Raw genomic sequence first — 20,663 nt, 5'->3', positions numbered from 1 at the left:
ATCGGCTGCCTCGACGACCCCCCGCCGGGGCGCAGTATTGTGCGGGGGTCTTGTCGGGCGGTGGGCTGGAGGTTTCCGGGTGCGGGAGGTTATCGACGGGCGGTATGAGATCACCGGGGCGTTGGGGGCTGGGGGGATGGGGGAGGTTCTGCTGGGGTATGACGTAGTGCTGGATCGGGCGGTGGCGGTCAAGCGGATTGCGGTGGGGCAGTTTGCTTCTCGGGGGGATTTGGCTGAGGAGTTCGTGGCGCGGTTTCGGCGGGAGGCCAGGGTGACCGCGCGGATTCGGCATCAGGGGGTGCCGCAGGTTTTCGATGCGGTGCTCGACCAGGGTGCTGAGAGTGTGTATTTGGTGATGGAGCATATCGAGGGGGTGACGCTGCGGGATTGTTTGTCGGGGGTGGGGGAGTTGCCGATCGAGTGGGGGGTTGCTGTTGCGGCGCAGATCGCGACGGTTCTGTCGCATGCGCACGTGTTGCCGGTGGTGCATCGGGATTTGAAGCCGGCGAATGTGCTGGTGGCGGGGGACGGGACCGTGAAGGTGATCGACTTCGGGATCGCGGCGTTGCTCGATGGGAGTACCAGCCGGATCACCAGGACCGGGTCGGTGCTCGGGACGGCCGCGTATATGTCGCCGGAATTGGTGAACGGGCAGGACGTGGGGCCGCGGGCCGATCTGTACGCGCTCGGCTGCATCATGCACGAGATGTTCAGTGGGCGGCGCGTATTCGAGGCTCGGTCGGAGTTCGATACCTACAATCGGCATCTCGCCGATGCGCCGACACCCTTGCGTGTGTTGCGCCGCGAGATCCCCGGGCAGATCGAACAGCTGGTCTTGGAGCTGCTCGCGAAGGATCCGGCCGACCGGCCCGCCACCGCGCGGGCTGTCTACGACCGCCTACTGCCGTTCTTCCCTGGACCGGGAACGACCGAATGTTCCACTCCGGCTGGATATCCGGATCCGACCAGAATCTTCCGCCGCCCCAACCCGCCCGCCGACATGGCACCCGCGGCGCCACGCCCCGCGCCCGGCAAGCCCGCCGCCGCGACGGGCGGCCTCGCCGACGTCGCCGCCCGCTACCGCGAACTGTGCGAACTCGGCCGATTCGCCCAGGCCGCCGAGGCATTGGTCACCGTCGTCGACGAGGCCGAGCACCGCTACGGCGCCCACAGCCGCCAACTCGGCGAACTGCACCGCGACATCGCCACCGCCTTCGCCCACAGCGGCGAACACCGCCGAGCCCTGGCGGAATGGGAACGCGTCGAGGCGATCGAACTGCGGGCAGGTGCCACGTCCGGCAGCCGGATCTGGCGGGCGCGGGTCGCCGCGATCGAGTGTCGCGCCACCCTCGGCGACCTCAGCGCGCCCGCGGCAGTGGACGAGCTGTACCGGCTGTTCGGTGAAATACGTTCCGTCGAAGACGAATTCAGCGACGATGCCGTGCACGTTCGGCTGGCCATCGCGGAAATCCTGCCCGCAGTGGGTGATCGGTCCCGAGCGGAACGGTTCCTCGCCCAGCTGCGCACCGACCTCGAAGTGCTCCGGCCTGCGGAAGATCCAGTCCGTCGGCGAGTCGAGCAGCTGGTCGCCGAACTCCGCCGCTGACCGGTTCGGGTGCACCTACCGCACCGACCCTGGATCTGGCGGGCACTACCGGTGACACGCAGACCCTGTCCGACCAGCCGAGTATGCTCCTCGCATTCGCCGACGGGGGAGCGCGTCGGGTGTCGGGTGCGGCCGCGATCGGGCAGTTCGCACGGAAGTGGAGTGCCAGGTGCGGTGGTTCGGCAGGGTCGGATGGGTCGTCGGGCTGATAGCCGGCGTCTTCGGCGTGCTGCTCGGGGCGACCGGCTACTTCAGCGGCATCGGTAACGCGAGTACGCCCGAGATCGTCCTCGCGGTCGGATTCCTGGTCGCGGGCACCGCACTCGCGAGCGTGTCGATCTGGCAGCTCGTGGTGAGCGACCGGCACAAACGCCGAACGTTCACCCACGACAGCCCGCGCTGGGATCCCGATCGTGGGGTGCATCAGCACAGGTACGGAAAGCCGACCGATCCCGGTGCGCCCCAGCAGGGTTACGGGCAGCCGGGTGCGGCGGGTCATGGTATGTCCCACCACGGATACGGCCCACCGGCCCCCGCGCAGCCCCGCCCGGAAACCCCCGCGAACCCGTATCCACAGGTGCCGAATCCGCCACCGGCACCCCCGTACCCGGCGGCGTACACCCCACCGTCGGCCCCGATTGCGCCCACCGTCGCCCAAACCCCCGACTGGCAGACTCGCACCCGCACCGCCCACCACTGGCTCCCCACCGGCATCCCCTACGCGAGCGCACCCACCAGCGTCCTCGGTTCCCCCGCCGACCTCGACCGCGACAGCTCCGCCACCATCCCGCTCCGCGTCCGCGACGCCGTCCGCGAAACGATCGCCATCGAGGGCCCGATCGAGCGAAATCAGCTGGTAGCGCGGGTGGCCCAGCGATTCGGTGTGCGCAAACCGTCGGAGAAGCAGCAGATCTGTGTCCTCGGCGAGGTGCCGGAATCGCTGATGCGCGCAACCTCATTGGGCGTTTTCGTCTGGCCGTCGGACCTGGACCCGGCAACCTGGCGCGGCTTCCGGTTCACCCCACCGACCGTGTCGCGCGCCATCGACACGATCTCCGCCGAGGAAATCGTCAACGCGATCACCCAGGCGGCGCACCGTAATCGCGCCACTTTCGACGAGATCGTCTGGGCGACGCTCACGCAATTCGGCCACGAACGCACCGGTGCCGCGGAGGACCGCATCGAAGCCTGCCTGACCGCGGCGGTGCGGCGTGGACGCCTCGCCCGCGACTCCGGCGGCCGCTACCGCGCACTGACCTAAGCGGGCAGCGCGGGCAGGGTGCGCTCGTGGGTGACCTCGGGGGAGACGGTGATGATGTCGCAGGCGGCGACGATGCGATGGGGCAGGTCGGTGCCGAGGTGGGTGAGGCTCGGGGTGACGATCGCGGCGGCCTCGGTGGTGGTGACCACGTCGAGCAGGCGGCCGATCGGATCGGCGGTGCGGTCGCTGAAGACGACGGTCTTGGTGAAGCGGTAACCCAGACGCTCGGCTAGGGAACGGATCTGCGTTTCGTCCCAGGACTGAGCGACACCTGAGATGTCGCGGCGCAGGTACCCGATCGCCGGTGGCTTCATGGGCATGACGGTACCGGCGGACCGTGTCGAGGTTGTGAACGCGAGCGAACGCGAGTCGAATTCGAAATCTGAATGAGATCTATTTCTGATTTGGATCCGGCGGCACCGAGGGCGTGATCTACTGCTCGCCACTCGGGCGAATCAGCGCGAGGGCGTTCGGCGTACTTGGAGACAGATGATGGTGGACAGAAGAGTGCAGCGGGTGGCCGCGTTTGCCGCCGCGGCAGGGCTGGCGATGGCGGCCTTTCCCGGATCGGCCGCGGCCGCCCCGGGAACGATCACCTGGGACGACGGCAACAGCCGCTTCACCCGGACGGTGTCGAATGCCAACCCGGTCGTCGGCGACACGATCACCGTGACGACGAAGTTCGAGCGCACCGGGATCCCGGTGGAATACCTCTACTCGATCAAGGACCTGCACCCGGCGTGCCTGTCCCCGGTCCCGGGCTCGGCGAAGATGTCGGGTGACGTCGTGCAGATCGACACGTCGTCCTCGGACTGGATCCGGGCCGAGTTCGGCGTCACCAAATACCCGGTGTACCCGAACATCTCGCCGAAATCGCAGACCTTCGAGATCCAGTACAAGGTCGGCGTGAACTGCGCCCGCGATACCCCGCTGCCCACATCGATGCACTACGGCGGGTCGCTCGGCGACGGCATCTATCAGGCCAAGGGGCCTGCCATCACGGTATCGAGCGACGCCGTGTCGAGCACCACCCTCACCGACGTATCGGGTGCGCAGGTCGGCAAGGCCATCACGCTGGAGGCGAGCGTGAGCCCGGCCGCGGCGGGCGGCACGGTGCAGTTCAAGGCGGGCGACAACGTCCTCGGTGACATCCCCGTCGGCGCGAACGGTAAGGCGAGCATCGTCTGGACGCCGGGCGCCGCTGGTTCCTACAACATCGGCGCGGCCTTCTCCGGGCGCAGCGGGGTGGCGAGTTCGTCGACCACCAAAACGGTGAGCGTGGCCGAGGTGCCGACCGACGGTGGCGATGGCGGCGGCGGCCTCGATACCGGGTCGTTCAGCTTCTAGCGAGCCTGTCCGGCACGGAATCGGTTGCTACCAAGCATCATTGGAGATGAGGGCGGTCAGCAGCGTCCGAATCGCGGCGACCCGCCGTTCCGTGCCGGGCAGCTGATCGAGCGCACATTCCGGATCGGCGGGCGGACCGAGGTGGGTGCAGCCGCGCGGACAGTCCTCGATGGCACCGGCGAGGTCGGTGAACGAGGCGATCACATCGTCGGGGGTGATATGGGCCAGGCCGAACGAACGCACACCGGGAGTGTCGATCACCCAGCCGCCCTCGGGCAGCGGCAAGGCCACCGACTGGGTGGAGGTGTGCTTGCCCTTGCCGACACCGGACACCTCGCCGACGGCCCGATAGGCATCGGGCACAAGACGATTCACCATTGTCGACTTGCCGACGCCGGAGTGCCCGATCAGCGCGGTGAGCCGGTCGTCGAGGATCTCGAGCACCGGCTCCATCGGGTCGTCGATGCCGGCGTAGAGGATCTTGAGATCGAGACCTTCGAAAGCGGAGGCGAATTCGGATTCAGAGACGAGATCGCGCTTGGTGAGCACCAGAATCGGTTCCAGCCCACCGGCATACGCGGCTACCATCGCCCGCTCGACGAAACCCGTGCGCGGCGGTGGATCAGCGAGTGCGACAACGATGAACAGCTGCTGGGCATTGGCCACGACGATGCGTTCGAACGGGTCGGTGTCGTCGGCGGTGCGGCGCAACACGGTGCTGCGCGCGCTCACCCGCACGATCCTGGCCAGGCTGTCGGGTTTGCCGGTGAGGTCGCCGACCACGTCGACCTGATCGCCCACGACGATCGGCGTGCGACCCAGCTCGCGGGCGCGCATGGCGACGATGCGCCGGTCGGCGTCACCGTCGAGCACACACCCCCAGCGGCCGCGGTCGACGGCAACCACCATGGCGGCCTCGGCATCGGCGTGCTGCGGACGGGTTTTGGTGCGTGGCCGCGACGACGCCTTGCCCGGGCGCACCCGGACATCGGATTCGTCGTAGCTGGCCGATGATCGCCCCTGGCGGCTCAGCGCGCCACTCCCTCGCCGGATAACGCGGGCGCCAGCATCTGTTCCCACAGCGCGACGAAGGTCGGCAGGGTCTTGGCGGTGGTGCCGATGTCCTCGATCTCGATGCCGGGCACGCGCAGGCCGAGAATCGCACCGGCGGTGGCCATTCGGTGATCGGCGTAGGAATGCCACTGACCGCCGTGCAACGGGGCGGGCACGATCTCCAGACCGTCCTCGGTTTCGGTGACATCGCCGCCGAGACGGTTGATCTCGGCGCAAAGTGCTGCGAGACGGTCGGTTTCGTGACCGCGCAGGTGGGCGATGCCGCGCAGCCGCGAGGGCGAATCCGCGAGGGCGGCGAGTGCGGCGACGGTGGGGGTGAGTTCGCCGACGGCGTGCAGGTCGATGTCGATGCCCGCCAAGCGATCCGGGCCGGTCACGGTGAGGATGCCGTCGGTGATGCGGGCTTCGGCGCCCATCCGGACGAGGATCTCGCGGATCACGTCACCGGGCTGGGTGGTGCCGCGCGGCCACATCGGGATGCTCACCTCGCCACCGGTGACCGCGGCCGCCGCCAGGAACGGGGTGGCGTTGGACAGGTCGGGCTCGATGTCCCAGTCGACCGCGCGGATCGGGCCGGGCGCCACCGTCCAGGTCTGCGCGTTGCCGGAATCGGCGGGGGTCTGCACGGCCACGTCGGCACGGCGCAGCATCTCGACCGTCATCTCGATGTGCGGCATCGACGGCAGCGCCTTGCCGTCGTGGTGGACGGTGATGCCCTCGTCGAAGCGGGCGGCCGAGAGCAGCAGCCCGGACACGAACTGCGAGGAACCGGAGGCGTCGATGGTGACGGTGCCGCCGCGCAGGGCGCCGGTGCCGTGCACGACGAACGGCAGCGCGTCACCGTCGACATCGAGGCCGAGCTTGCGCAGGGCGTCGAGGATGGTGGTGAGCGGGCGCAGCTTCGCCTGCTCGTCGCCGAAGAACGCGACATCGCCCGCGGCCAGCGCGGCGGCGGGCGGCAGGAAGCGCATGATGGTGCCCGCGAGGCCGCAGTCGACGGCGGCGCTGTGCAGGGGGGCGGGGGTGACCTCGAGGATCTCGGCGTCGCCGGTGATCTCGGTGCCGAGGGCGCGCAGAGCGTGGATCATCAGGTCGGTGTCGCGGCTGCGCAGCGCACCGGTGAGCGTAGACGGCCCATCGGCCAGTGCGGCCAGGATGAGCGCGCGGTTGGTGATGGACTTCGATCCGGGCAGGGTCACGGTCGCGTGGACGGGGACCTCGATATGGGGCGCAGGCCAGAAACTCACGCCCCCATCTTCGCTTATGTGCGGTTCGAACACACCGGTGGTGCGCGTTTCGGCGTGGGGAGGCGTTGTCGGCAGCGCCTGATGTCGGTCCCCGCGCGTATCTTGACCACTATGTGTGGACGATATGCGACGACCACGAATCCGGGCCGGTTGGCGGCTGAACTGGACGCTGTCGACGAGACGGGGCTCGACGAGCCGGATGCCGCCGTCAGCTACAACGTCGCGCCGACCACCCAGGTACTCACCGTCGTGGAGCGGCACGCGCACGGCGAACCCGACGACGACCCGCGCCTGCGCATCCGGCGGATGCGCTGGGGGCTGATCCCGCACTGGACCAAGGCGGCCGAACCCGGCGTGCCCGCCAAGGGCAAGCCACTGTTCAACGCGCGCGCCGACAAGGCGACCACCGCGCCCTCGTTCCGCGATTCGGCCAAGCACAAGCGCTGCCTGGTGCCGATGGACGGCTGGTACGAGTGGCTGGTCGAGCCCGCGCCGACCGGTAAGGGCAAGGCCGTGAAGCGGCCCTTCTATATGTCGCACAGCGACGGTTCCCTGCTCTACATGGCCGGGCTGTGGTCGGTATGGCGTGATCGCAGCGTGCCCGATGCCGAGCCGCTGATGTCGTGCACGATTCTCACCACCGACGCGAGCGGCGAACTGGCCGACATCCACGACCGGATGCCGTTGCCGATGTCGCGTGAACACTGGGACGCCTGGCTCGACCCCGACCACCCGGCACCCGCCGACCTGCTGCGACCGCCCTCGCGGGCGGAGCTGGCGGCGATCGTGGCGCGCCCGGTCTCCACCCTGGTCAACAACGTGCGCAACAACGGGCCGGAACTCCTGGTGCCCGACGGGACCAGCGACATCGACCGGTGAGCCCGCGCACCTTCGCGATCGATCTGGCGCCCCTGCGGACCAGCCCCGCGTTCCGCACACTGTTCCTCGCCCGCACGATCTCGGTGTTCGGCATCGGGTTCCTGGTGGTGGCCTTGCCGATCCAGGTCTATCAACTGACCGGGTCCACCGCACAGGTCGCCACCGTCGCGACCGTCATCGGGATCTCGGCCTTCGCCGGCACCCTGATCGGCGGCACCGCGGCCGACCACTACGACCGCCGGACGGTCATCGTGGCCTCGCGCGCCGCCGCGACGATCGGCTTCGCCCTGCTCGCGATCAACGCCATGCTGCCCGAACCGCGCGTCTGGCTGATCTTCGTCTGCGCCGTCATCGACGGCCTGACCGGTGGAATCTCCGAGACCGCGCTGGTCGCCGCGATGCCCAACCTGATCCCACCCGACAAACTGGCCGCGGGCGCCGCGCTGATGGCACTGACGGCAGACCTCGGCTCGATGGCCGCACCCGCGCTGGCCGGTCTGCTCATCGCCTGGCTCGGGGTTGCCGCGAACTTCTGGCTGGCCGCCGGGGCGAGCCTGGTGACAACCGTGCTCATTGCCCGGCTCGGCCCGATGATCGCCGAGCGCGGGCACACCGAGTCACCGGTGCGTGCCGTGCTGTCTGGCTTCCGTTTCGTGGTCGGGCACCGGATCGTGGGCGCGACGCTGCTGATCGGGTGTGTGACCATGCTGATGTCCGGATGGACCGTCCTGGTCCCGGAATACGTGAGCAAGGTACTGCACGGCGGGGAAGTGACCGCGGGCCTGCTGTTCGCCGCGCCCGCGGTCGGGGCGGTGCTCGGCTCGCTCACCTCGGGGTGGACCGGGTCGATCCGGCGCGGTGGGCAGGTGATCTTCGTGTCCACGCTGGTGTGCGCGGCCGGCATCCTCGGTGCCGGACTCGTCGGCGTCACCGCGGTGGTCTTCGCGGGTCTGGCCGCGCACGGTGCGGGCCGGGTGGTCAGCGATATCGCGAGATTCGCAGTGGTGCAGTCGAATACGCCCGATGAGTTCCGTGGCCGGGTATCGGGCCTGTGGACCGCGCAGCTCACCATCGCGCTGTCGTTGGGTGCGGCGGTGGCCGGTCTGGTGTCGAGCGCCGTGCCCACCCGCGCGGTGTTCCTGGTCTACGGCGCGGGCGGCTGCGCGCTGGCCGTCCTCGGCTGGTGCCTGCTCGCCACCCTGCGCAGGCTGGACAGCAACGTCATCCCGTCGTCGTGACCGCTATCCCGCCGCGGCGACCGTCGCGAGCTGCGGCGTGATTCTTTCCAGTGCGAAGCGCAGTGATTTCGGGGTGCCCGCCGACAGCGCCTGCACGGTCGGATCGCTCTCCGGCAGCCGCACCGCGCGACCGTCACGGACCACGGCCAGCGAGTTGATCAGGGTGTCGTTCTCCAGGTCGGCGAACGGCAACCCGATGGTCGTGAAGAGAGCTGTCCGCGCGTCGAGATCACCCACACGCTCCACCGGGACCTGCGCGAAGAAGCCGGAACTCTGCAGCCGGGTGACCGGGGGATTCGGGACGAACCCGAGCTCGGCGAAGAAGTCGAAGCGCGCATCGCCTGCCAGGTAGGCGCCATAGGCGGTGCCGAACTTCGCGCCGTAGACGAAGGTCTTGTTCGCGAATTCCGGGTGCTCGCGCTTGACGGTCTGCTGCGCGGTCGTGGTCTCGGCGATGATCTTGCCCGCCTCGTCGCGCTTGCCGAGGGCCGCGCCGATGATCTGCGCCTGGGTCTGCCAGTTCACCGCGTAGTCGCCGGTGCCCTCCGGTGCGGTGACGACCGGCGCGATCTTGCGCAGATTGTCGATAACGGCGCTGTCGGCCTTGGCGCGCACATCGAGAATCAGGTCGGGGTCGAGTTCCTCGATCTCCTGCATGTTGAACTCGCCCGCGCTCTGCGCGGAGATCAACTCGGGGCTCGCGCCCCCGAACGCCGCCACATCCCACTCGCCGACGCCCTTGGTGGCCGCGCCGAATCCCATCCAGTCGTAGATGGCCACCGGCGGCACACCCAGCTCCGCCGCGACGGCACCGTCGGACCAGCCCAGCGCCACCACCCGCGGCTGATCGGGCAGCGAATAGCCGGGCGAGCCCGCGGGATCGTTGAACACCTCGTGGGTGGCATTGTCGGACTTCACGCAGGCCGTCGATGCCAGGATCGCGCTCGCCACTACCGCGACGGCCACGCTGAGACGCCGTGTCGACATGGTTCTCCTTCTCGGTTGGGTGGTCACACGCTGTCGAGGCGCACCGCGCCCGCGGCCAGCGGAACCACCAGCGGTGTTCCGGTCTGTGGATCATCGATGACCTGCGCGTACACGCCGAAGACCTGCTCGACCAGTTCCGCGGTGATGATCTCGGCAGGTGGACCGACGGCGACGATCTCGCCGCCGCGCATCGCGATGATGTGCGAGGCGTAGCGGGCGGCCTGATTGAGATCGTGCAGCACCGCGACGAGGGTGGTGCCGCGCCGATTGAGGTCGACACACAGCTCGAGCACTTCGATCTGATGACCGAGGTCGAGATAGGTGGTCGGCTCGTCGAGCAGCAGGATCGGCGTCTCCTGGGCGAGTGCCATCGCGATCCACACCCGCTGCCGCTGACCGCCCGACAGCGCCTCGACCGGGCGCGTCGACAGCTCGGTCAGCCGGGTGACCTGCAAGGCGACATCGACCGCGTGCTGGTCCTCCTCGGTCCACTGCCGAAACATCTTCTGATAGGGGAAACGGCCACGCGAGACCAGATCGATGATCGTGATCCCCTCCGGCGCGATCGACTGCTGCGGCAGCAGCCCCACCTCGCGGGCGAACTCCTTACCGCCGTACCCGGCCACCTCGCGCCCGTCGAGCAGCACCGCGCCGCTGCGCGGTCGCAGCAGTCGCGACAACGCCCGCAGCAGCGTCGACTTTCCGCACGCGTTGGGCCCGACGATGACGGTGAACGAACCGTCCGGCACGACGACGTCGAGGTCGGCGATAACAGTGCGCTCGCCGTACCCGACGCGCAGTCCGGCGCCGGTGAGCCTGGCCTCGATATCGCGTGTCACGGCCTTGCCTTTCGGGACTGGGCGAGCAGCAGGAACAGCAGATAGACACCGCCGAGCGAGGTGGTGACCACCCCGACCGGGAGCATGGTCTGCGGCGCGAGAATCGTGCGCGCCACCGCCTCGCTGGAGACCAGCAGGGTGGCGCCGACCGCCGCCGAGGTGACAAGCGGGATCCCCGCGCTCGGCGTGATCCGCGCCGCGACCTGCGGCGCGACCAGCGCGACGAAGGCGATCGGCCCGACGATCGCGGTGGTCGCCGCGGCGAACCCGACGCCGATCACCAACAGGATCAGCTGGGTGCGCGCGGTGTCGACGCCCTTGCTGCGGGCAGAGTCGGTACCGAGCTCGAACATCCGCATCCGCGGCGCCACCACGATCAACGCGGGAACGAGCACGGCCAGCGTCGCGAACACCGGAACGGTGTCGGCCATCGTGAGATCGCGCAGATTGCCCATGCCCCACGCGGCCGCCACGCCCGCGTTCTGCACATCGGAGGTGGCGATCAGATAGCCGTTGAACGACAACAACATCGCCGAGACGCCGATACCGACGATGATGAACCGGAAATCCGCGGTCCCGCCGCGCATCCCGAGGAAATACACGACGAGCGCGGTGAGCAGACAGCCGAGCAGCGCGCCGATCGTGGCGCCGCCCGAGCCGAGCCCGAGCACCAGCATCGCCACCAGCGCTCCGGTATTGGCGCCGGTGGTGAACCCGATGATGTCCGGGCTGCCCAGCGGATTACGGGTGATGGTCTGAAAGATCGCCCCCGACAACGCGAGTGAGGCCCCGCCGAGAATCGCGGTGACGACCACCGGCAACCAGGTCGCGACATGATTGGCGGGCGTACCGCCGACCTGGCCGGTGAGTACCTCCACGACCCGCACGAACCCGAGCCCCGGTGCCCTGGTCGTGCTCGCGCCGAGCGACCAGATCCCGACCGCCGCGGTCACCATCAGCAGCGCGACGGTGATCGTCACCGAGACGATGTCGACGCGCAGACTCAGCCCGATCGCGGGCACTCGCAGGAATCGCACCCGGCGGGGCCAGCGGGCGGGATCGGCGGTCACCATCGCGCCCCCTGCTCCCGGCTCGCCAGCCAGATCAGCACCGGCGCACCGAGAAACGCGGTCACCATCCCGACGGGCAATTCGCTGCTGGTGGCGACCCTGGCGATGAGATCGGACCCGACCAGCACGATCGGTCCGACCACCAGACACAGCGGAATCATCCAGCGATGATCCGGTCCGACGACCATACGCACCGCGTGCGGCACCATCAAACCGACGAACGTGATCGGCCCGACCGCCGCGGTCGCCGCGCCACACAACACCGTCACCACCACGAATCCGACCGCGCGCACCGCGGTGACCGGCACGCCGAGCGCGTTGGCCCGGTCGTCGCCGAGGGCGAGCGCGTTGAGATAACCCGAGAGCGCGAGCGCGCAGGCCGAACCGAGCAGCACCAGCACCCAGGTAGCCGACAGTTGCGGCCATCCGCGCCCGTCGAGCGTGCCGATCAGCAGTCCGCGGATGGCATCGAAGGTGCGGGGATGGATCATGGTGAGGCCGAAAGCGAGTCCGCTGAGCATCGACGCGATCGCGACGCCGGTGAGGACGAGCTTGGCCGGGCTCGCCCCGCCGATGCCACGCGACCCGACGAAATAGACCAGCACCGACGCGACGAACGCGCCGCCGAGCGCCCACCAGACGTAGTCGGTGCCCGCGGCGCCGACCAGGACCGAACCGAGCACCATCGCGAAGTACGCGCCGGAGTTCACACCGAGGATGCCCGGATCGGCCAACGGGTTACGGGTGAGTCCCTGCATCACCGCGCCCGCGACCCCGAGGGCCGCGCCGACCAGGGCGGCCAGCAGAGTGCGGGGGATGCGCTGCTCGCGGATCACGCCGAGAGTGGTCGGCCCGCCTTCGTTGAACAGGGCGCGCCATGCGTCGTCGATCGTGAAGTCGCCGCTGCCGACGAACAGCCCACCGGCCAACAGCGCGACCAGGACCGCGACCAGTGCCGGCAGCACGACGGTGCGCGACAGTGGTGTCCGCTGTGCGGTCACGCCTGCTCGGGACACAGCGGTTATTCCTCGCTTCGCGACGTTTCCGTTTGGTGGCCGGGAACGTTGCTGCCACCGCTCGGAGTTAGTTTAGCCTCAGATTAGCTGCCGGTGGCGAAGCCGCGCTGGTCGCGAACGACGGCGCGGCCGGGCACCATCGCCCGGCCGCGCGCGAGTGATCAGAGTGAGCAGGGAACCGAATCGGTGGCGATGTTCAACCCGCACTTGATGATTCCGGTGACCAGATCGATCACCTCGGTAGCGACTCCACCGCCGAGCTTCTCCGACTTCTCGGCCCGCTCGTCGGTCTCCGGTGCGGACTTCGGCGAATTCTTCGGTGCGGTGCCCTGGCCGTTGAGCGGGTAGTCGCCGGGTTCGGCCTGTGACGGCGGAACCACCTGCGGCACCGCGGTGGCCGGGGCTAAAGCGGCGGCGCCGAAAGTGATTACCAGGGCACCGGACAGGGCGGCGATCGTCGAACGTGCGGACATTTCTCGCATCACATCCTCGGGTCGAATCGGTCGTACCGGGCGCAGAGTGCGTCGAGATGAATTCGGAACGAGCCGCTGACCGGATTGCCTCAGCTGGTGATCGGTGCGGTGACCCCCGCGCAGGCGCGCACCAGATCGGCGGGCGCCAGCTCGATTTCGAGACCGCGTTTACCCGCGCTGCACAGCACCCGATCCCAATCGAGCGCCGACGCGTCGACAACAGTGGGCAACTTCTTGCGCTGACCCAGCGGCGAAACCCCGCCGAGCACATAGCCGGTGGTGCGCTCGGCCTTGGTCTTGTCGGCCATGCTCGCCTTCGACGCGCCGAGCGCCGCGGCCGCCGCCTTCAACGACAGCCGCGCGGGCACCGGCAATACGGCCACCGCCAGCGCACCGGATGAGAGTTCGATCACCAGCGTCTTGAAGATCTGCGCGGCCCGCACGCCCAGCTCGGCGCCGAGCGCGTCGACAGCCTCGTCGCCATAGGACTCCGCCCGCGGATCGTGGGAGTAGGAATGCACTCGATGCGCGATACCGCTGAGGGCCTTGATCGCGGGAGTCGACATAAGCGGTCACCTTAATCGCGACCACGCCCCACCTGGCAACCACATTTTCTGCCGGGTGGGAACACGAATGCGGGGGTGCATGTTGCACCCAAGTGACAAGCCAACGCGGCCCGTGACGACGTGAAGGAGAGATAGTGACACTGCTGCTCGAGGAGCGTCCTGTCCTGCCACTGGGTGCGCGATTGCCGATCGATTCCGTCGTGCCGGTAGATTCGGTTACTACGGCGATCGAAGGGATTGGTGTGACGAGCGACGACGACGTGGTGTCCGACAGTGCGTCCGGCACGGAAGTCGACGAAGCCGAGCTGGCGGCCCGGTTCGAGCGCGATGCGCTCCCGATGATCGACCAGCTCTACGGCGCCGCCCTGCGCATGACCAGGAACCCGGCCGACGCCGAGGACCTGGTGCAGGAGACGTTCGTGAAGGCGTTCCAGGGGTTCAAGTCCTTCCGGGAAGGCACCAATCTGCGTGCCTGGCTGTACCGGATCCTGACCAACACCTACATCAACTCCTACCGCAAGAAGCAACGTCAGCCGGCGCAGTACCCGACCGACGAGATCACCGACTGGCAGCTGGCGGCCACCGCCGAGCACTCCTCGGTCGGCCTGCGTTCGGCCGAGGTGGAGGCGCTGGACGCGCTGCCCGACGACCAGATCAAGTCCGCGCTGCAGCAGCTGCCGGAGGAATTCCGGATGGCGGTGTACTACGCCGACGTCGAGGGCTTCCCGTACAAGGAAATCGCCGACATCATGGGCACCCCCATCGGTACCGTGATGTCTCGGCTGCACCGCGGACGCAAGCAGCTCAAGGGCCTGCTCGCCGACGTGGCGCGCGAACGTGGATTCGACCGTGGGGAACGCCAGGAGGTAGTCAAGTGAGTGACGATCCCGATCTCGACATGGACTGCACCGCGGTCCTCGCGGATGTGTGGCTCATGCTCGACAACGAGTGCGACAACGCCACCCGCGAGCGGCTGCAACAGCACATGGATCACTGCAGCCCCTGCATCGAGGCTTACGGCATCGAGGAGAAGATCAAAGGTCTGCTCAGCCGCAAATGCGGCGGTGAGCACGCGCCCGAAGGGCTGCGCGACCGGCTGAAACTGGAGATCCATCGGTCGATCACGGTGACCAGGATCGAGACCACCGAAGGCTGATCAGCCCCCCGGATACGGAAACAGCACGCTCTCAGTAGCTATCGAGAGCGTGCTGTTGTCGTCTGTGCGCAGCGGCACGACTCAAGCGTTAGGACGCTTGCCGTGGTTCGCGGCGTTGCCCTTGCGGCTGCGCTTCTTACGTCCACGCTTACCCATGGGAGCTCCCTTCTATGTCTGGTCGAGAGCCATTGTTTCACGTGTGGTTGGCTGTAGCTCCGGCGGATACTAGCGAAGGGGTGCCATGCCTGAAGAAGTGCGCGCGGAGATGGTCTCGACCGTGCTCGCTGTCGAGGTCACCGTGGGCGAACACGTCCAGGTAGACCAGACACTGGTGCTGCTCGAATCGATGAAGATGGAGATCCCGGTGCTCACCGAGGTCGAGGGCGACGTCACCTCTGTCGACGTCGCGCCGGGCCAGGTCCTGCAGGCGGGCGACCTCATCGCCACCATCGCGTAACCCGAGCAACGAAGCGGTAGATCCAGCGTGGCAACACTGAGCGAGCTCCTGGCCGAACACACCGACCTCCCCGGCATCGCCGTGGACCATCTGCAACGGGTGGTGGGCGATTGGCAGTTGCTCGCCGATCTCTCGTTCTCGGATCTGCTGCTGTGGGTGGGCGCGGGCCCGGTCGTCGACGGATCCGATGTGGTGTGCGTGGCCCAGATCAGGCCGACGACCGCACCCACCGTGCATCTCGAGGACAAGGTGGGCACCACCGCCTCGCGCACCGATTTCCCGCAGGTCTTCGATGCCCTGCTCAGCGGTGACACCGCGCGCACCGATGCCGAGGTGGAGGTGAGCGGGGTCTATCACCCGAGTCCGGTGCACGCCGTGCGCGAAGCGATTCCGGTGCGCTGCGGCGATGACGTGATCGCCGTGCTGAGCCGCGATTCCGACCTCGCGCGCTCGCGGGTGCGCAGCACGCTCGAGACGGCCTATGTGTCGTGCGCCGACGATCTGTGCCAGATGATCGCCGACGGCAGCTTCCCGACCCCCGAAGATCGGGCGGCCACGCACTCCAGCCCACGCGCGGGCGACGGTTTCATTCGTCTCGACACCGAGGGCATCGTCGTCTACGCGAGCCCGAACGCGCTCTCGGCCTATCACCGGATGGGGATGCAGGCCGATCTCGTCGGCCAGGATCTCGCGGTGACCACCCGTTCGCTGATCACCGATCCGTTCGACGCGCAGGAAGTGGTGGCCGATATCCAGGCCGCGCTGGCCGGGCGCACCGGGCGCCGGATGGAAGTAGAGGCACGCGGAGCGACAGTGCTGTTGCGCACGCTCGTGCTGCGTCCGGGCGGCGAACTGGCCGGGCCCGCGGTGCTGGTGCGCGATGTCACCGAGGTGAAGCGGCGCGATCGCGCGTTGCTGAGCAAGGACGCCACGATCCGTGAGATCCACCACCGGGTGAAGAACAATCTGCAGACCGTGGCGGCCCTGCTGCGGTTGCAGGCTCGCCGCACCGAGAATCCGGAAGCCCAAGTGGCACTGACGGAATCGGTGCGCCGGGTCACCTCGATCGCCTCGGTGCACGAGATGTTGTCGATGTCGGTGGACGAGGAAGTCGACCTCGACGAGGTCATCGACCGGCTGCTGCCGATCATGGCGGATGTGGCCACCGTGCACACCGCGCGGATCAAGGTGCGCCGCGCCGGGTCGCTCGGTGTGTTCTCCGCGGAACGGGCGACGCCGCTGGTGATGGTCTTGACCGAACTGGTGCAGAACGCGATCGAGCACGCCTTCGACGCGGGCGAGAACGGTACCGTGACGATTCGCTCGGAACGTTCGGCACGCTGGCTCGACGTGATCATCTCCGACGACGGCCGTGGCCTGCCGTCAGGGTTCAGTCTGGAAGGTTCCGACCGGTTGGGATTGCAGATCGTGCGCACCCTGGTGACGTCGGAACTCGGCGGTTCGATCGGTTTGCATCCTGGTGCCGATGTGGGCACGGACGCGGTGCTACGGGTTCCGCTCGGACGTCGTTCCGGGCGCTGAATCAGCTGAAAAGCCCAGGTGGGCAACAATAAACCCGGCACCGCGAAGGTGCCGGGTTCTCACACATGCGTTACCGGGCCGGGGCTGATGGCCCGGCAACGCCAGTCCGTCGACTTAGACGGTGGTACGCGTACGGGTGCGCGCGTTGCGCCGCTTGAGCGCGCGACGCTCGTCTTCGCTCATTCCACCCCACACGCCGGCATCCTGTCCGGACTTCAGGGCCCATGACAGGCAATCGGCCGTGACGGGGCAGCGGGCGCAGACCAGCTTGGCATCGGCAATCTGCGCGAGCGCAGGACCACTGTTACCCACCGGGAAGAACAGTTCGGGGTCCTCATCGCGACAGATGGCCTTGTGGCGCCAGTCCATTCCTCTGCTCCTTTGCGAGGGCGCCACAAAGGGCGCCGGTAGTTAGTGGATCGTTCACTTGTGCGACTCGAATGTTTCCGCACGGTTGCTTGTGAATGCTTTCACGATCACCGTAGATGTCAATAGGTCTCCGGCGCACCGTGGGGGAGATCACGCTCTGGGCCCCCACAAGGGGAACCTGCCCGGTCCTTTGTACTCGCGTCGCCAGGTTTTCGCAGCGCAACCAGGAGATTTTTCTCCGAGTTCGGTGCTCAGGACGGCTTGGGGGCCACCACGTCGAGCACGCTGGGTACGGATGTGAAATGCACCATCTTGCGTTTTCCGATGAAGTCGCCATCGATTTGCAGGCCGATCTCCTCGGCCGTCTCGATTCGCGCCGAAGGAACGTCGTCGGCGCGGAAAAGCATGGGCGACTTCGGGTTTCCATTCTCGGCCAGCAACTGCCGGGCAAGCAACAGGGTGCGCGTCACACTCATCGACCGCACCGCGAACACCCCGAGGCCCGATTCGAAGGTGGTGGTGGGATTCGTGCGAATCGGGCGGTCCTCCAGATAGGTCCACGGACTCGAATTCGTGACGAAGGCGTAATAGACCGACTCGACCGGATCTCGTCCTGGGACCTCGACAGCGACGGTCGGATCCTGGCGCTTGGCCCGGAAGAACTGCCGCACCGTGGTGCGCAGATAGCGCGCGGGCGTTGCCTTGCGACCCTTCGCGCGGGCGGCGTCGATCGCCTCGCACACATCGGCGTCGAGACCGACGCCGGCGCTGAAGGTGAACCACCGGTCGTCGGCGAGGCCGAGCCCGATCCGGCGGTCGGCGTCGCGGGCCAGCAGATCGATGAGCTGGTTGGTTGCTGTCACCGGATCGGGGGAGATGCCGAGCGCGCGGGCGAACACGTTCGCCGAGCCGCCGGGGATGATCCCGAGGCGCGGGCGCCAGACCTGGTCGTCGCCGACCTGTGGCACCGGCAGGAAGCCGTTGATGGTCTCGTTGACCGTCCCATCGCCACCGTGCACGACGATCAGGTCCATTTCCTGGGTCGATGCCCACTGGGCCAGTTCGGCCGCGTGGCCGCGATGCTGGGTGTGCGCAACGGTCAGCTGCGTTCGGCTCTCCAAGGCGTGCGCGAGCAGATCCCGGGTGGCCGGGGTCGTCGAGGTGGCATTGGGATTGACAATGAGCAGCGTCCGCACAATGCCTCAGGGTAATGCGCGTGGGCGAACAACCGGCGCGCGCCGCCGACCACGACACGTCGTCGTAGGCTGGGGCACGTGGCAGAGCAGGACGTGACAGACGACGACCGGTCCTTCGAGAACGCGAAGGTGCCGACCGGTATCCCGATGACGGTGCGGGCCGCCGGTTGGCTGGTTTCGCTCGAGGGGCTGGCCGGGGTGGTGACCGCGATCGTGCTGATCGTGCGGGCGCTGACCGGGCACGATCAGTCCGAGGCCAGCGGGGTGGGCACCGCGATCTGGTTCGGGGTGCTGTTCGGCGGGGTGCTCGCCGCTGGCATCGGGTTGCTGCGCGGCAAACGCTGGGGCCGGGCCATCGCGGTGATCGCGAACCTGCTGTTGCTGCCGGTCGCTTGGTCGTTGCTCACGGACTCGCATCAGCCGCTGTGGGGGAGTTTGCTCGGGCTCGTCGCGGTCGCCGGACTGGCCGCGTTGTTCGCCCCGGCCACCAGCCGCTTCATGGCTCAGGACTACGAAATCCCCGCCGACGATGCGTAGTCAGGCCGTTGCCGCGCGCAGGGCCGCGCGGCACAGGTGGTCGGCCCTGCGGGTGGTCTCCGGCTGCCGGAAACCCTGAGTGAGGGCAAGGACCTGGGCGCAGGCGGTGTCGAGGTCGATGAGGTGGCCGACCGAGACGAACAGCGGCTTCACCTCGTCGCGCGTGCGTAGCGCTCGGCCGACGACCTCGCCGTCGATGGTGACGTCGCTGGTATCACCGCGACGCGGGCCGGGTTCGGAGTATTCGCCCCACACCGATTTGGCGACACCGATGGTCGGGATTCCGATGAGCAACCCGACGTGACACGCCAATCCGAAACGCCGGGGATGCGCCAATCCCTGTGCATCGCACACGAGCAGATCCGGTGTGACAGTGAGCTTTTCCAATGCGCTGACAGTTGCGGGCAACTCCCGGAACGCGAGCAGTCCCGGCACATAAGGGAATTCCGAAATTCCGTGTGCGACAGCAGATTCCACTGTTCGCATGGTGGCGATGTCGACAATTACCGCGGCGGTCGCGACAGTGCCGTCTTCGGCGTACGCCGAATCGATTCCAGCTGCTGTCGAAAATTGCGGCGGCACAGGGTTTTTCGTGGACACCAACGGGCGGAGTTCGTCCTGGAGCGCAATCGCCTCATCGGGAGTCCGCGGCCAATCGTGGGGTAACGCGATACGCATTCGACTCAGCTCGCGGTCGCGGCCAGCGCTGTCAGTTCGGCGCCGGCGAGGCGATAACCGATCCACTCGTCTTGCGATGCGGCACCGAGGGATCGGTAGAACTCGATCGACGGTGTGTTCCAGGTGAGCACCGACCACGACACCCGGCTGTAGCCGTGTTCGACCGCCTCGGCGGCCAGTGCCGCGACGAGCTTGCGTCCCAGTCCGGTGCCGCGGGTCTCGGGCTGTACGTACAGGTCCTCGAGGTAGATGCCGTGCACGCCGTCCCAGGTCGAGTAGTTCAAGAACCAGATCGCGCAACCGACCACCTGACCGTCGTTCTCGGCGACATGGGCGAAGAGCGCGGGTGTCGGCCCGAACAGCGAGGCCTGCAACTGCTCCGGGGTGAGCGTGCACTCGTCGGGTGCCTTCTCGTACGCGGCCAGATCGTGGACGAGCCCGACCATCGCGCTCACATCGGCGGGGGTGGCACGGCGGACGAGTGCGCTCATCGCTGGACTCCTTCGATCGGTTCGGTGCGGGTGGTGAGGTTGTGACCCCAGATGGAGTGGGCGTCGTGGTCGAAGCCGAGCACGCTCACCGCGCCGGTGGACATCGCGAAGCGGCGACCCTCGCGCACCTCGAACTCCGCCCAGCGCGCGATCAACACTCGCGAGAAGTGCCCGTGACCGACGAGGATCACGTCGCGCTGTGGCAGCTCCGGCTCGACCCTGGCGAGGATCCGGTCGGCCCTGGCACCCACCTGCTCGGCCGTCTCGCCGCCGGGGACGGGCGCGGTCCACACGGTCCAGCCGGGCACGGTTTCGCGGATCTGGGTGGTCGTGATGCCCTCGTACTCGCCGTAGTTCCACTCGACCAGGTCGTCGTCGACCTGGATCGGGGACAGCCCCGCCAACTCGGCGGTGTGCCTGGCGCGCAGGCGTGGACTGGTGAACACCAGCGGATCGCGCAGGTCGAGAGATTTCAGCACCAGCCCGGCCGCGAGGGCCTGGGCTTCGCCCTGCTCGGTCAGCGGCAGGTCGGTGAAGCTGGTGTGCTTGCGCTGACTCGACCACTCGGTTTCGCCGTGGCGGAGCAGGACCAGGCGGGCATCGGGGGTGGACATGGCTCCATCATGGCAGTGCG

25 protein-coding genes are annotated in these 20,663 nt (G+C 68.0%); 10 read left to right on the top strand and 15 right to left on the bottom strand.

Annotation, left to right across the window (positions count from 1 at the left end; all coding sequences use genetic code 11):
* The first annotated feature begins 79 nt into the window (after positions 1 to 79).
* Together ACWZHB_RS22135 and ACWZHB_RS22130 are read left to right on the top strand one after the other, a co-directional pair.
* Positions 80 to 1,606 carry a serine/threonine-protein kinase gene (locus ACWZHB_RS22135; RefSeq protein WP_427903750.1) on the top strand — a complete coding sequence of 509 codons (1,527 nt, stop codon included), beginning with the start codon at positions 80 to 82 and terminating at the stop codon, positions 1,604 to 1,606.
* 169 nt (positions 1,607 to 1,775) lie between these two features.
* Positions 1,776 to 2,867, top strand: coding sequence for a hypothetical protein (locus tag ACWZHB_RS22130; RefSeq protein ID WP_427903749.1), 1,092 nt, complete (start codon positions 1,776 to 1,778; stop codon positions 2,865 to 2,867).
* Here the strand turns inward: ACWZHB_RS22130 and ACWZHB_RS22125 are convergent.
* Positions 2,864 to 3,181 carry a hypothetical protein gene (locus ACWZHB_RS22125; RefSeq protein WP_427903748.1) on the bottom strand — a complete coding sequence of 106 codons (318 nt, stop codon included), beginning with the start codon at positions 3,179 to 3,181 and terminating at the stop codon, positions 2,864 to 2,866. The genes ACWZHB_RS22130 and ACWZHB_RS22125 overlap by 4 nt on opposite strands.
* Positions 3,182 to 3,359: 178 nt before the next feature.
* Here ACWZHB_RS22125 and ACWZHB_RS22120 point away from each other — a divergent pair, with 178 nt between their 5' ends.
* Positions 3,360 to 4,214 carry an Ig-like domain-containing protein gene (locus ACWZHB_RS22120; RefSeq protein ID WP_427903747.1) on the top strand — a complete coding sequence of 285 codons (855 nt, stop codon included), beginning with the start codon at positions 3,360 to 3,362 and terminating at the stop codon, positions 4,212 to 4,214.
* Between the two features lie 27 nt (positions 4,215 to 4,241).
* Here the strand turns inward: ACWZHB_RS22120 and rsgA are convergent, their stop codons facing one another.
* Both rsgA and aroA read right to left on the bottom strand, forming a co-directional pair.
* On the bottom strand, positions 4,242 to 5,267 hold the full coding sequence (gene rsgA, locus ACWZHB_RS22115; protein ID WP_427909255.1) for a ribosome small subunit-dependent GTPase A: 1,026 nt from the start codon (positions 5,265 to 5,267) through the stop codon (positions 4,242 to 4,244).
* On the bottom strand, positions 5,243 to 6,535 hold the full coding sequence (aroA, locus tag ACWZHB_RS22110) for a 3-phosphoshikimate 1-carboxyvinyltransferase (protein ID WP_427903746.1): 1,293 nt from the start codon (positions 6,533 to 6,535) through the stop codon (positions 5,243 to 5,245). Before aroA ends, rsgA begins: the two co-directional genes overlap by 25 nt.
* Positions 6,536 to 6,646: 111 nt before the next feature.
* Between aroA and ACWZHB_RS22105 the strand changes: the two genes are divergently transcribed.
* Complete coding sequence (locus ACWZHB_RS22105; protein ID WP_427903745.1) at positions 6,647 to 7,414, top strand: SOS response-associated peptidase; 768 nt, start codon at positions 6,647 to 6,649, stop codon at positions 7,412 to 7,414.
* Positions 7,411 to 8,652 (top strand): enterobactin transporter EntS, encoded by a 1,242-nt coding sequence (gene entS / locus ACWZHB_RS22100; protein ID WP_427903744.1) that lies wholly within the window; start codon positions 7,411 to 7,413, stop codon positions 8,650 to 8,652. Before ACWZHB_RS22105 ends, entS begins: the two co-directional genes overlap by 4 nt.
* 3 nt (positions 8,653 to 8,655) lie before the next feature.
* Here the strand turns inward: entS and ACWZHB_RS22095 are convergent, their stop codons facing one another.
* From ACWZHB_RS22095 to ybaK, 6 genes are all read right to left on the bottom strand, one after another.
* Positions 8,656 to 9,639: an ABC transporter substrate-binding protein gene (locus tag ACWZHB_RS22095; RefSeq protein WP_427903743.1), complete on the bottom strand. Its 984-nt coding sequence runs from the start codon at positions 9,637 to 9,639 to the stop codon at positions 8,656 to 8,658.
* A 23-nt stretch (positions 9,640 to 9,662) separates the two neighbouring features.
* Positions 9,663 to 10,478 carry an ABC transporter ATP-binding protein gene (locus ACWZHB_RS22090; RefSeq protein WP_427903742.1) on the bottom strand — a complete coding sequence of 272 codons (816 nt, stop codon included), beginning with the start codon at positions 10,476 to 10,478 and terminating at the stop codon, positions 9,663 to 9,665.
* The gene (locus tag ACWZHB_RS22085) at positions 10,475 to 11,551 is read right to left on the bottom strand and encodes a FecCD family ABC transporter permease (protein WP_427903741.1); all 1,077 of its coding nucleotides are present in this window, start codon (positions 11,549 to 11,551) and stop codon (positions 10,475 to 10,477) included. The genes ACWZHB_RS22090 and ACWZHB_RS22085 overlap by 4 nt, the downstream gene beginning before the upstream one ends.
* Positions 11,545 to 12,564, bottom strand: coding sequence for a FecCD family ABC transporter permease (locus ACWZHB_RS22080; protein WP_427903740.1), 1,020 nt, complete (start codon positions 12,562 to 12,564; stop codon positions 11,545 to 11,547). The genes ACWZHB_RS22085 and ACWZHB_RS22080 overlap by 7 nt, the downstream gene beginning before the upstream one ends.
* 161 nt (positions 12,565 to 12,725) lie before the next feature.
* Positions 12,726 to 13,037 (bottom strand): hypothetical protein, encoded by a 312-nt coding sequence (locus tag ACWZHB_RS22075; protein WP_427903739.1) that lies wholly within the window; start codon positions 13,035 to 13,037, stop codon positions 12,726 to 12,728.
* An 89-nt stretch (positions 13,038 to 13,126) separates the two neighbouring features.
* Entirely contained in the window at positions 13,127 to 13,603 is a 477-nt protein-coding gene (gene ybaK / locus ACWZHB_RS22070; protein ID WP_427903738.1) for a Cys-tRNA(Pro) deacylase, read from the bottom strand.
* A 170-nt stretch (positions 13,604 to 13,773) separates the two neighbouring features.
* Here ybaK and ACWZHB_RS22065 point away from each other — a divergent pair, with 170 nt between their 5' ends.
* Positions 13,774 to 14,481: a sigma-70 family RNA polymerase sigma factor gene (locus ACWZHB_RS22065; protein WP_427909254.1), complete on the top strand. Its 708-nt coding sequence runs from the start codon at positions 13,774 to 13,776 to the stop codon at positions 14,479 to 14,481.
* Positions 14,482 to 14,501: 20 nt separating this feature from the next.
* Complete coding sequence (gene rsrA / locus ACWZHB_RS22060; protein ID WP_427909253.1) at positions 14,502 to 14,759, top strand: mycothiol system anti-sigma-R factor; 258 nt, start codon at positions 14,502 to 14,504, stop codon at positions 14,757 to 14,759.
* Between the two features lie 81 nt (positions 14,760 to 14,840).
* Here the strand turns inward: rsrA and ACWZHB_RS22055 are convergent, their stop codons facing one another.
* Complete coding sequence (locus ACWZHB_RS22055; RefSeq protein WP_022597109.1) at positions 14,841 to 14,915, bottom strand: 50S ribosomal protein bL37; 75 nt, start codon at positions 14,913 to 14,915, stop codon at positions 14,841 to 14,843.
* Positions 14,916 to 15,000: 85 nt separating this feature from the next.
* Here ACWZHB_RS22055 and ACWZHB_RS22050 point away from each other — a divergent pair, with 85 nt between their 5' ends.
* Together ACWZHB_RS22050 and ACWZHB_RS22045 are read left to right on the top strand one after the other, a co-directional pair.
* Positions 15,001 to 15,216 (top strand): biotin/lipoyl-binding carrier protein, encoded by a 216-nt coding sequence (locus ACWZHB_RS22050; protein ID WP_387222929.1) that lies wholly within the window; start codon positions 15,001 to 15,003, stop codon positions 15,214 to 15,216.
* Positions 15,217 to 15,243: 27 nt separating this feature from the next.
* The gene (locus ACWZHB_RS22045; RefSeq protein WP_427903737.1) at positions 15,244 to 16,758 is read left to right on the top strand and encodes a sensor histidine kinase; all 1,515 of its coding nucleotides are present in this window, start codon (positions 15,244 to 15,246) and stop codon (positions 16,756 to 16,758) included.
* 114 nt (positions 16,759 to 16,872) lie between these two features.
* Here the strand turns inward: ACWZHB_RS22045 and ACWZHB_RS22040 are convergent, their stop codons facing one another.
* Both ACWZHB_RS22040 and ACWZHB_RS22035 read right to left on the bottom strand, forming a co-directional pair.
* Entirely contained in the window at positions 16,873 to 17,127 is a 255-nt protein-coding gene (locus ACWZHB_RS22040; RefSeq protein WP_266292507.1) for a WhiB family transcriptional regulator, read from the bottom strand.
* A gap of 251 nt (positions 17,128 to 17,378) precedes the next feature.
* A complete protein-coding gene (locus tag ACWZHB_RS22035; protein ID WP_427903736.1) occupies positions 17,379 to 18,323 on the bottom strand; it encodes a diacylglycerol/lipid kinase family protein in 945 nt (314 codons plus the stop codon).
* A 147-nt stretch (positions 18,324 to 18,470) separates the two neighbouring features.
* On the opposite strand from ACWZHB_RS22035, the gene ACWZHB_RS22030 reads away from it, so the two are divergent.
* Positions 18,471 to 18,860, top strand: a complete 390-nt coding sequence (locus ACWZHB_RS22030) for a hypothetical protein (protein WP_427909252.1) — start codon at positions 18,471 to 18,473, stop codon at positions 18,858 to 18,860.
* Here ACWZHB_RS22030 and ACWZHB_RS22025 read toward each other — a convergent pair whose 3' ends face one another.
* From ACWZHB_RS22025 to ACWZHB_RS22015, 3 genes are read right to left on the bottom strand one after another with little or no spacing between them, the layout of a single operon-like run.
* Positions 18,861 to 19,538, bottom strand: coding sequence for an endonuclease V (locus tag ACWZHB_RS22025; RefSeq protein WP_427903735.1), 678 nt, complete (start codon positions 19,536 to 19,538; stop codon positions 18,861 to 18,863). It abuts the gene before it with no gap.
* 5 nt (positions 19,539 to 19,543) lie between these two features.
* Entirely contained in the window at positions 19,544 to 20,029 is a 486-nt protein-coding gene (locus ACWZHB_RS22020) for a GNAT family N-acetyltransferase (protein ID WP_427903734.1), read from the bottom strand.
* Entirely contained in the window at positions 20,026 to 20,643 is a 618-nt protein-coding gene (locus ACWZHB_RS22015) for an acid phosphatase (RefSeq protein ID WP_427903733.1), read from the bottom strand. Before ACWZHB_RS22015 ends, ACWZHB_RS22020 begins: the two co-directional genes overlap by 4 nt.
* Positions 20,644 to 20,663 lie beyond the last annotated feature (20 nt).

The sequence above is a fragment of the Nocardia sp. FBN12 genome, from assembly GCF_054031145.1.
The sequence above is the reverse complement of the archived record's forward strand: the minus strand, read 5'-3'. Positions and strand labels throughout refer to the sequence as shown.

Bases quoted from the DNA above. Each gene is read 5' to 3' on its own strand.
- ACWZHB_RS22125 (WP_427903748.1), bottom strand. From the start codon at position 3,181: ATGAAGCCACCGGCGATCGGGTACCTGCGCCGCGACATCTCAGGTGTC.
- ACWZHB_RS22120 (WP_427903747.1), top strand. From the start codon at position 3,360: ATGGTGGACAGAAGAGTGCAGCGGGTGGCCGCGTTTGCCGCCGCGGCA.
- ACWZHB_RS22105 (WP_427903745.1), top strand. From the start codon at position 6,647: ATGTGTGGACGATATGCGACGACCACGAATCCGGGCCGGTTGGCGGCT.
- ACWZHB_RS22095 (WP_427903743.1), bottom strand. From the start codon at position 9,639: ATGTCGACACGGCGTCTCAGCGTGGCCGTCGCGGTAGTGGCGAGCGCG.
- ACWZHB_RS22085 (WP_427903741.1), bottom strand. From the start codon at position 11,551: ATGGTGACCGCCGATCCCGCCCGCTGGCCCCGCCGGGTGCGATTCCTG.
- ACWZHB_RS22075 (WP_427903739.1), bottom strand. From the start codon at position 13,037: ATGTCCGCACGTTCGACGATCGCCGCCCTGTCCGGTGCCCTGGTAATC.
- ybaK (WP_427903738.1), bottom strand. From the start codon at position 13,603: ATGTCGACTCCCGCGATCAAGGCCCTCAGCGGTATCGCGCATCGAGTG.
- rsrA (WP_427909253.1), top strand. From the start codon at position 14,502: ATGGACTGCACCGCGGTCCTCGCGGATGTGTGGCTCATGCTCGACAAC.
- ACWZHB_RS22050 (WP_387222929.1), top strand. From the start codon at position 15,001: ATGCCTGAAGAAGTGCGCGCGGAGATGGTCTCGACCGTGCTCGCTGTC.
- ACWZHB_RS22040 (WP_266292507.1), bottom strand. From the start codon at position 17,127: ATGGACTGGCGCCACAAGGCCATCTGTCGCGATGAGGACCCCGAACTG.
- ACWZHB_RS22030 (WP_427909252.1), top strand. From the start codon at position 18,471: ATGACGGTGCGGGCCGCCGGTTGGCTGGTTTCGCTCGAGGGGCTGGCC.
- ACWZHB_RS22025 (WP_427903735.1), bottom strand. From the start codon at position 19,538: ATGCGTATCGCGTTACCCCACGATTGGCCGCGGACTCCCGATGAGGCG.
- ACWZHB_RS22020 (WP_427903734.1), bottom strand. From the start codon at position 20,029: ATGAGCGCACTCGTCCGCCGTGCCACCCCCGCCGATGTGAGCGCGATG.
- ACWZHB_RS22015 (WP_427903733.1), bottom strand. From the start codon at position 20,643: ATGTCCACCCCCGATGCCCGCCTGGTCCTGCTCCGCCACGGCGAAACC.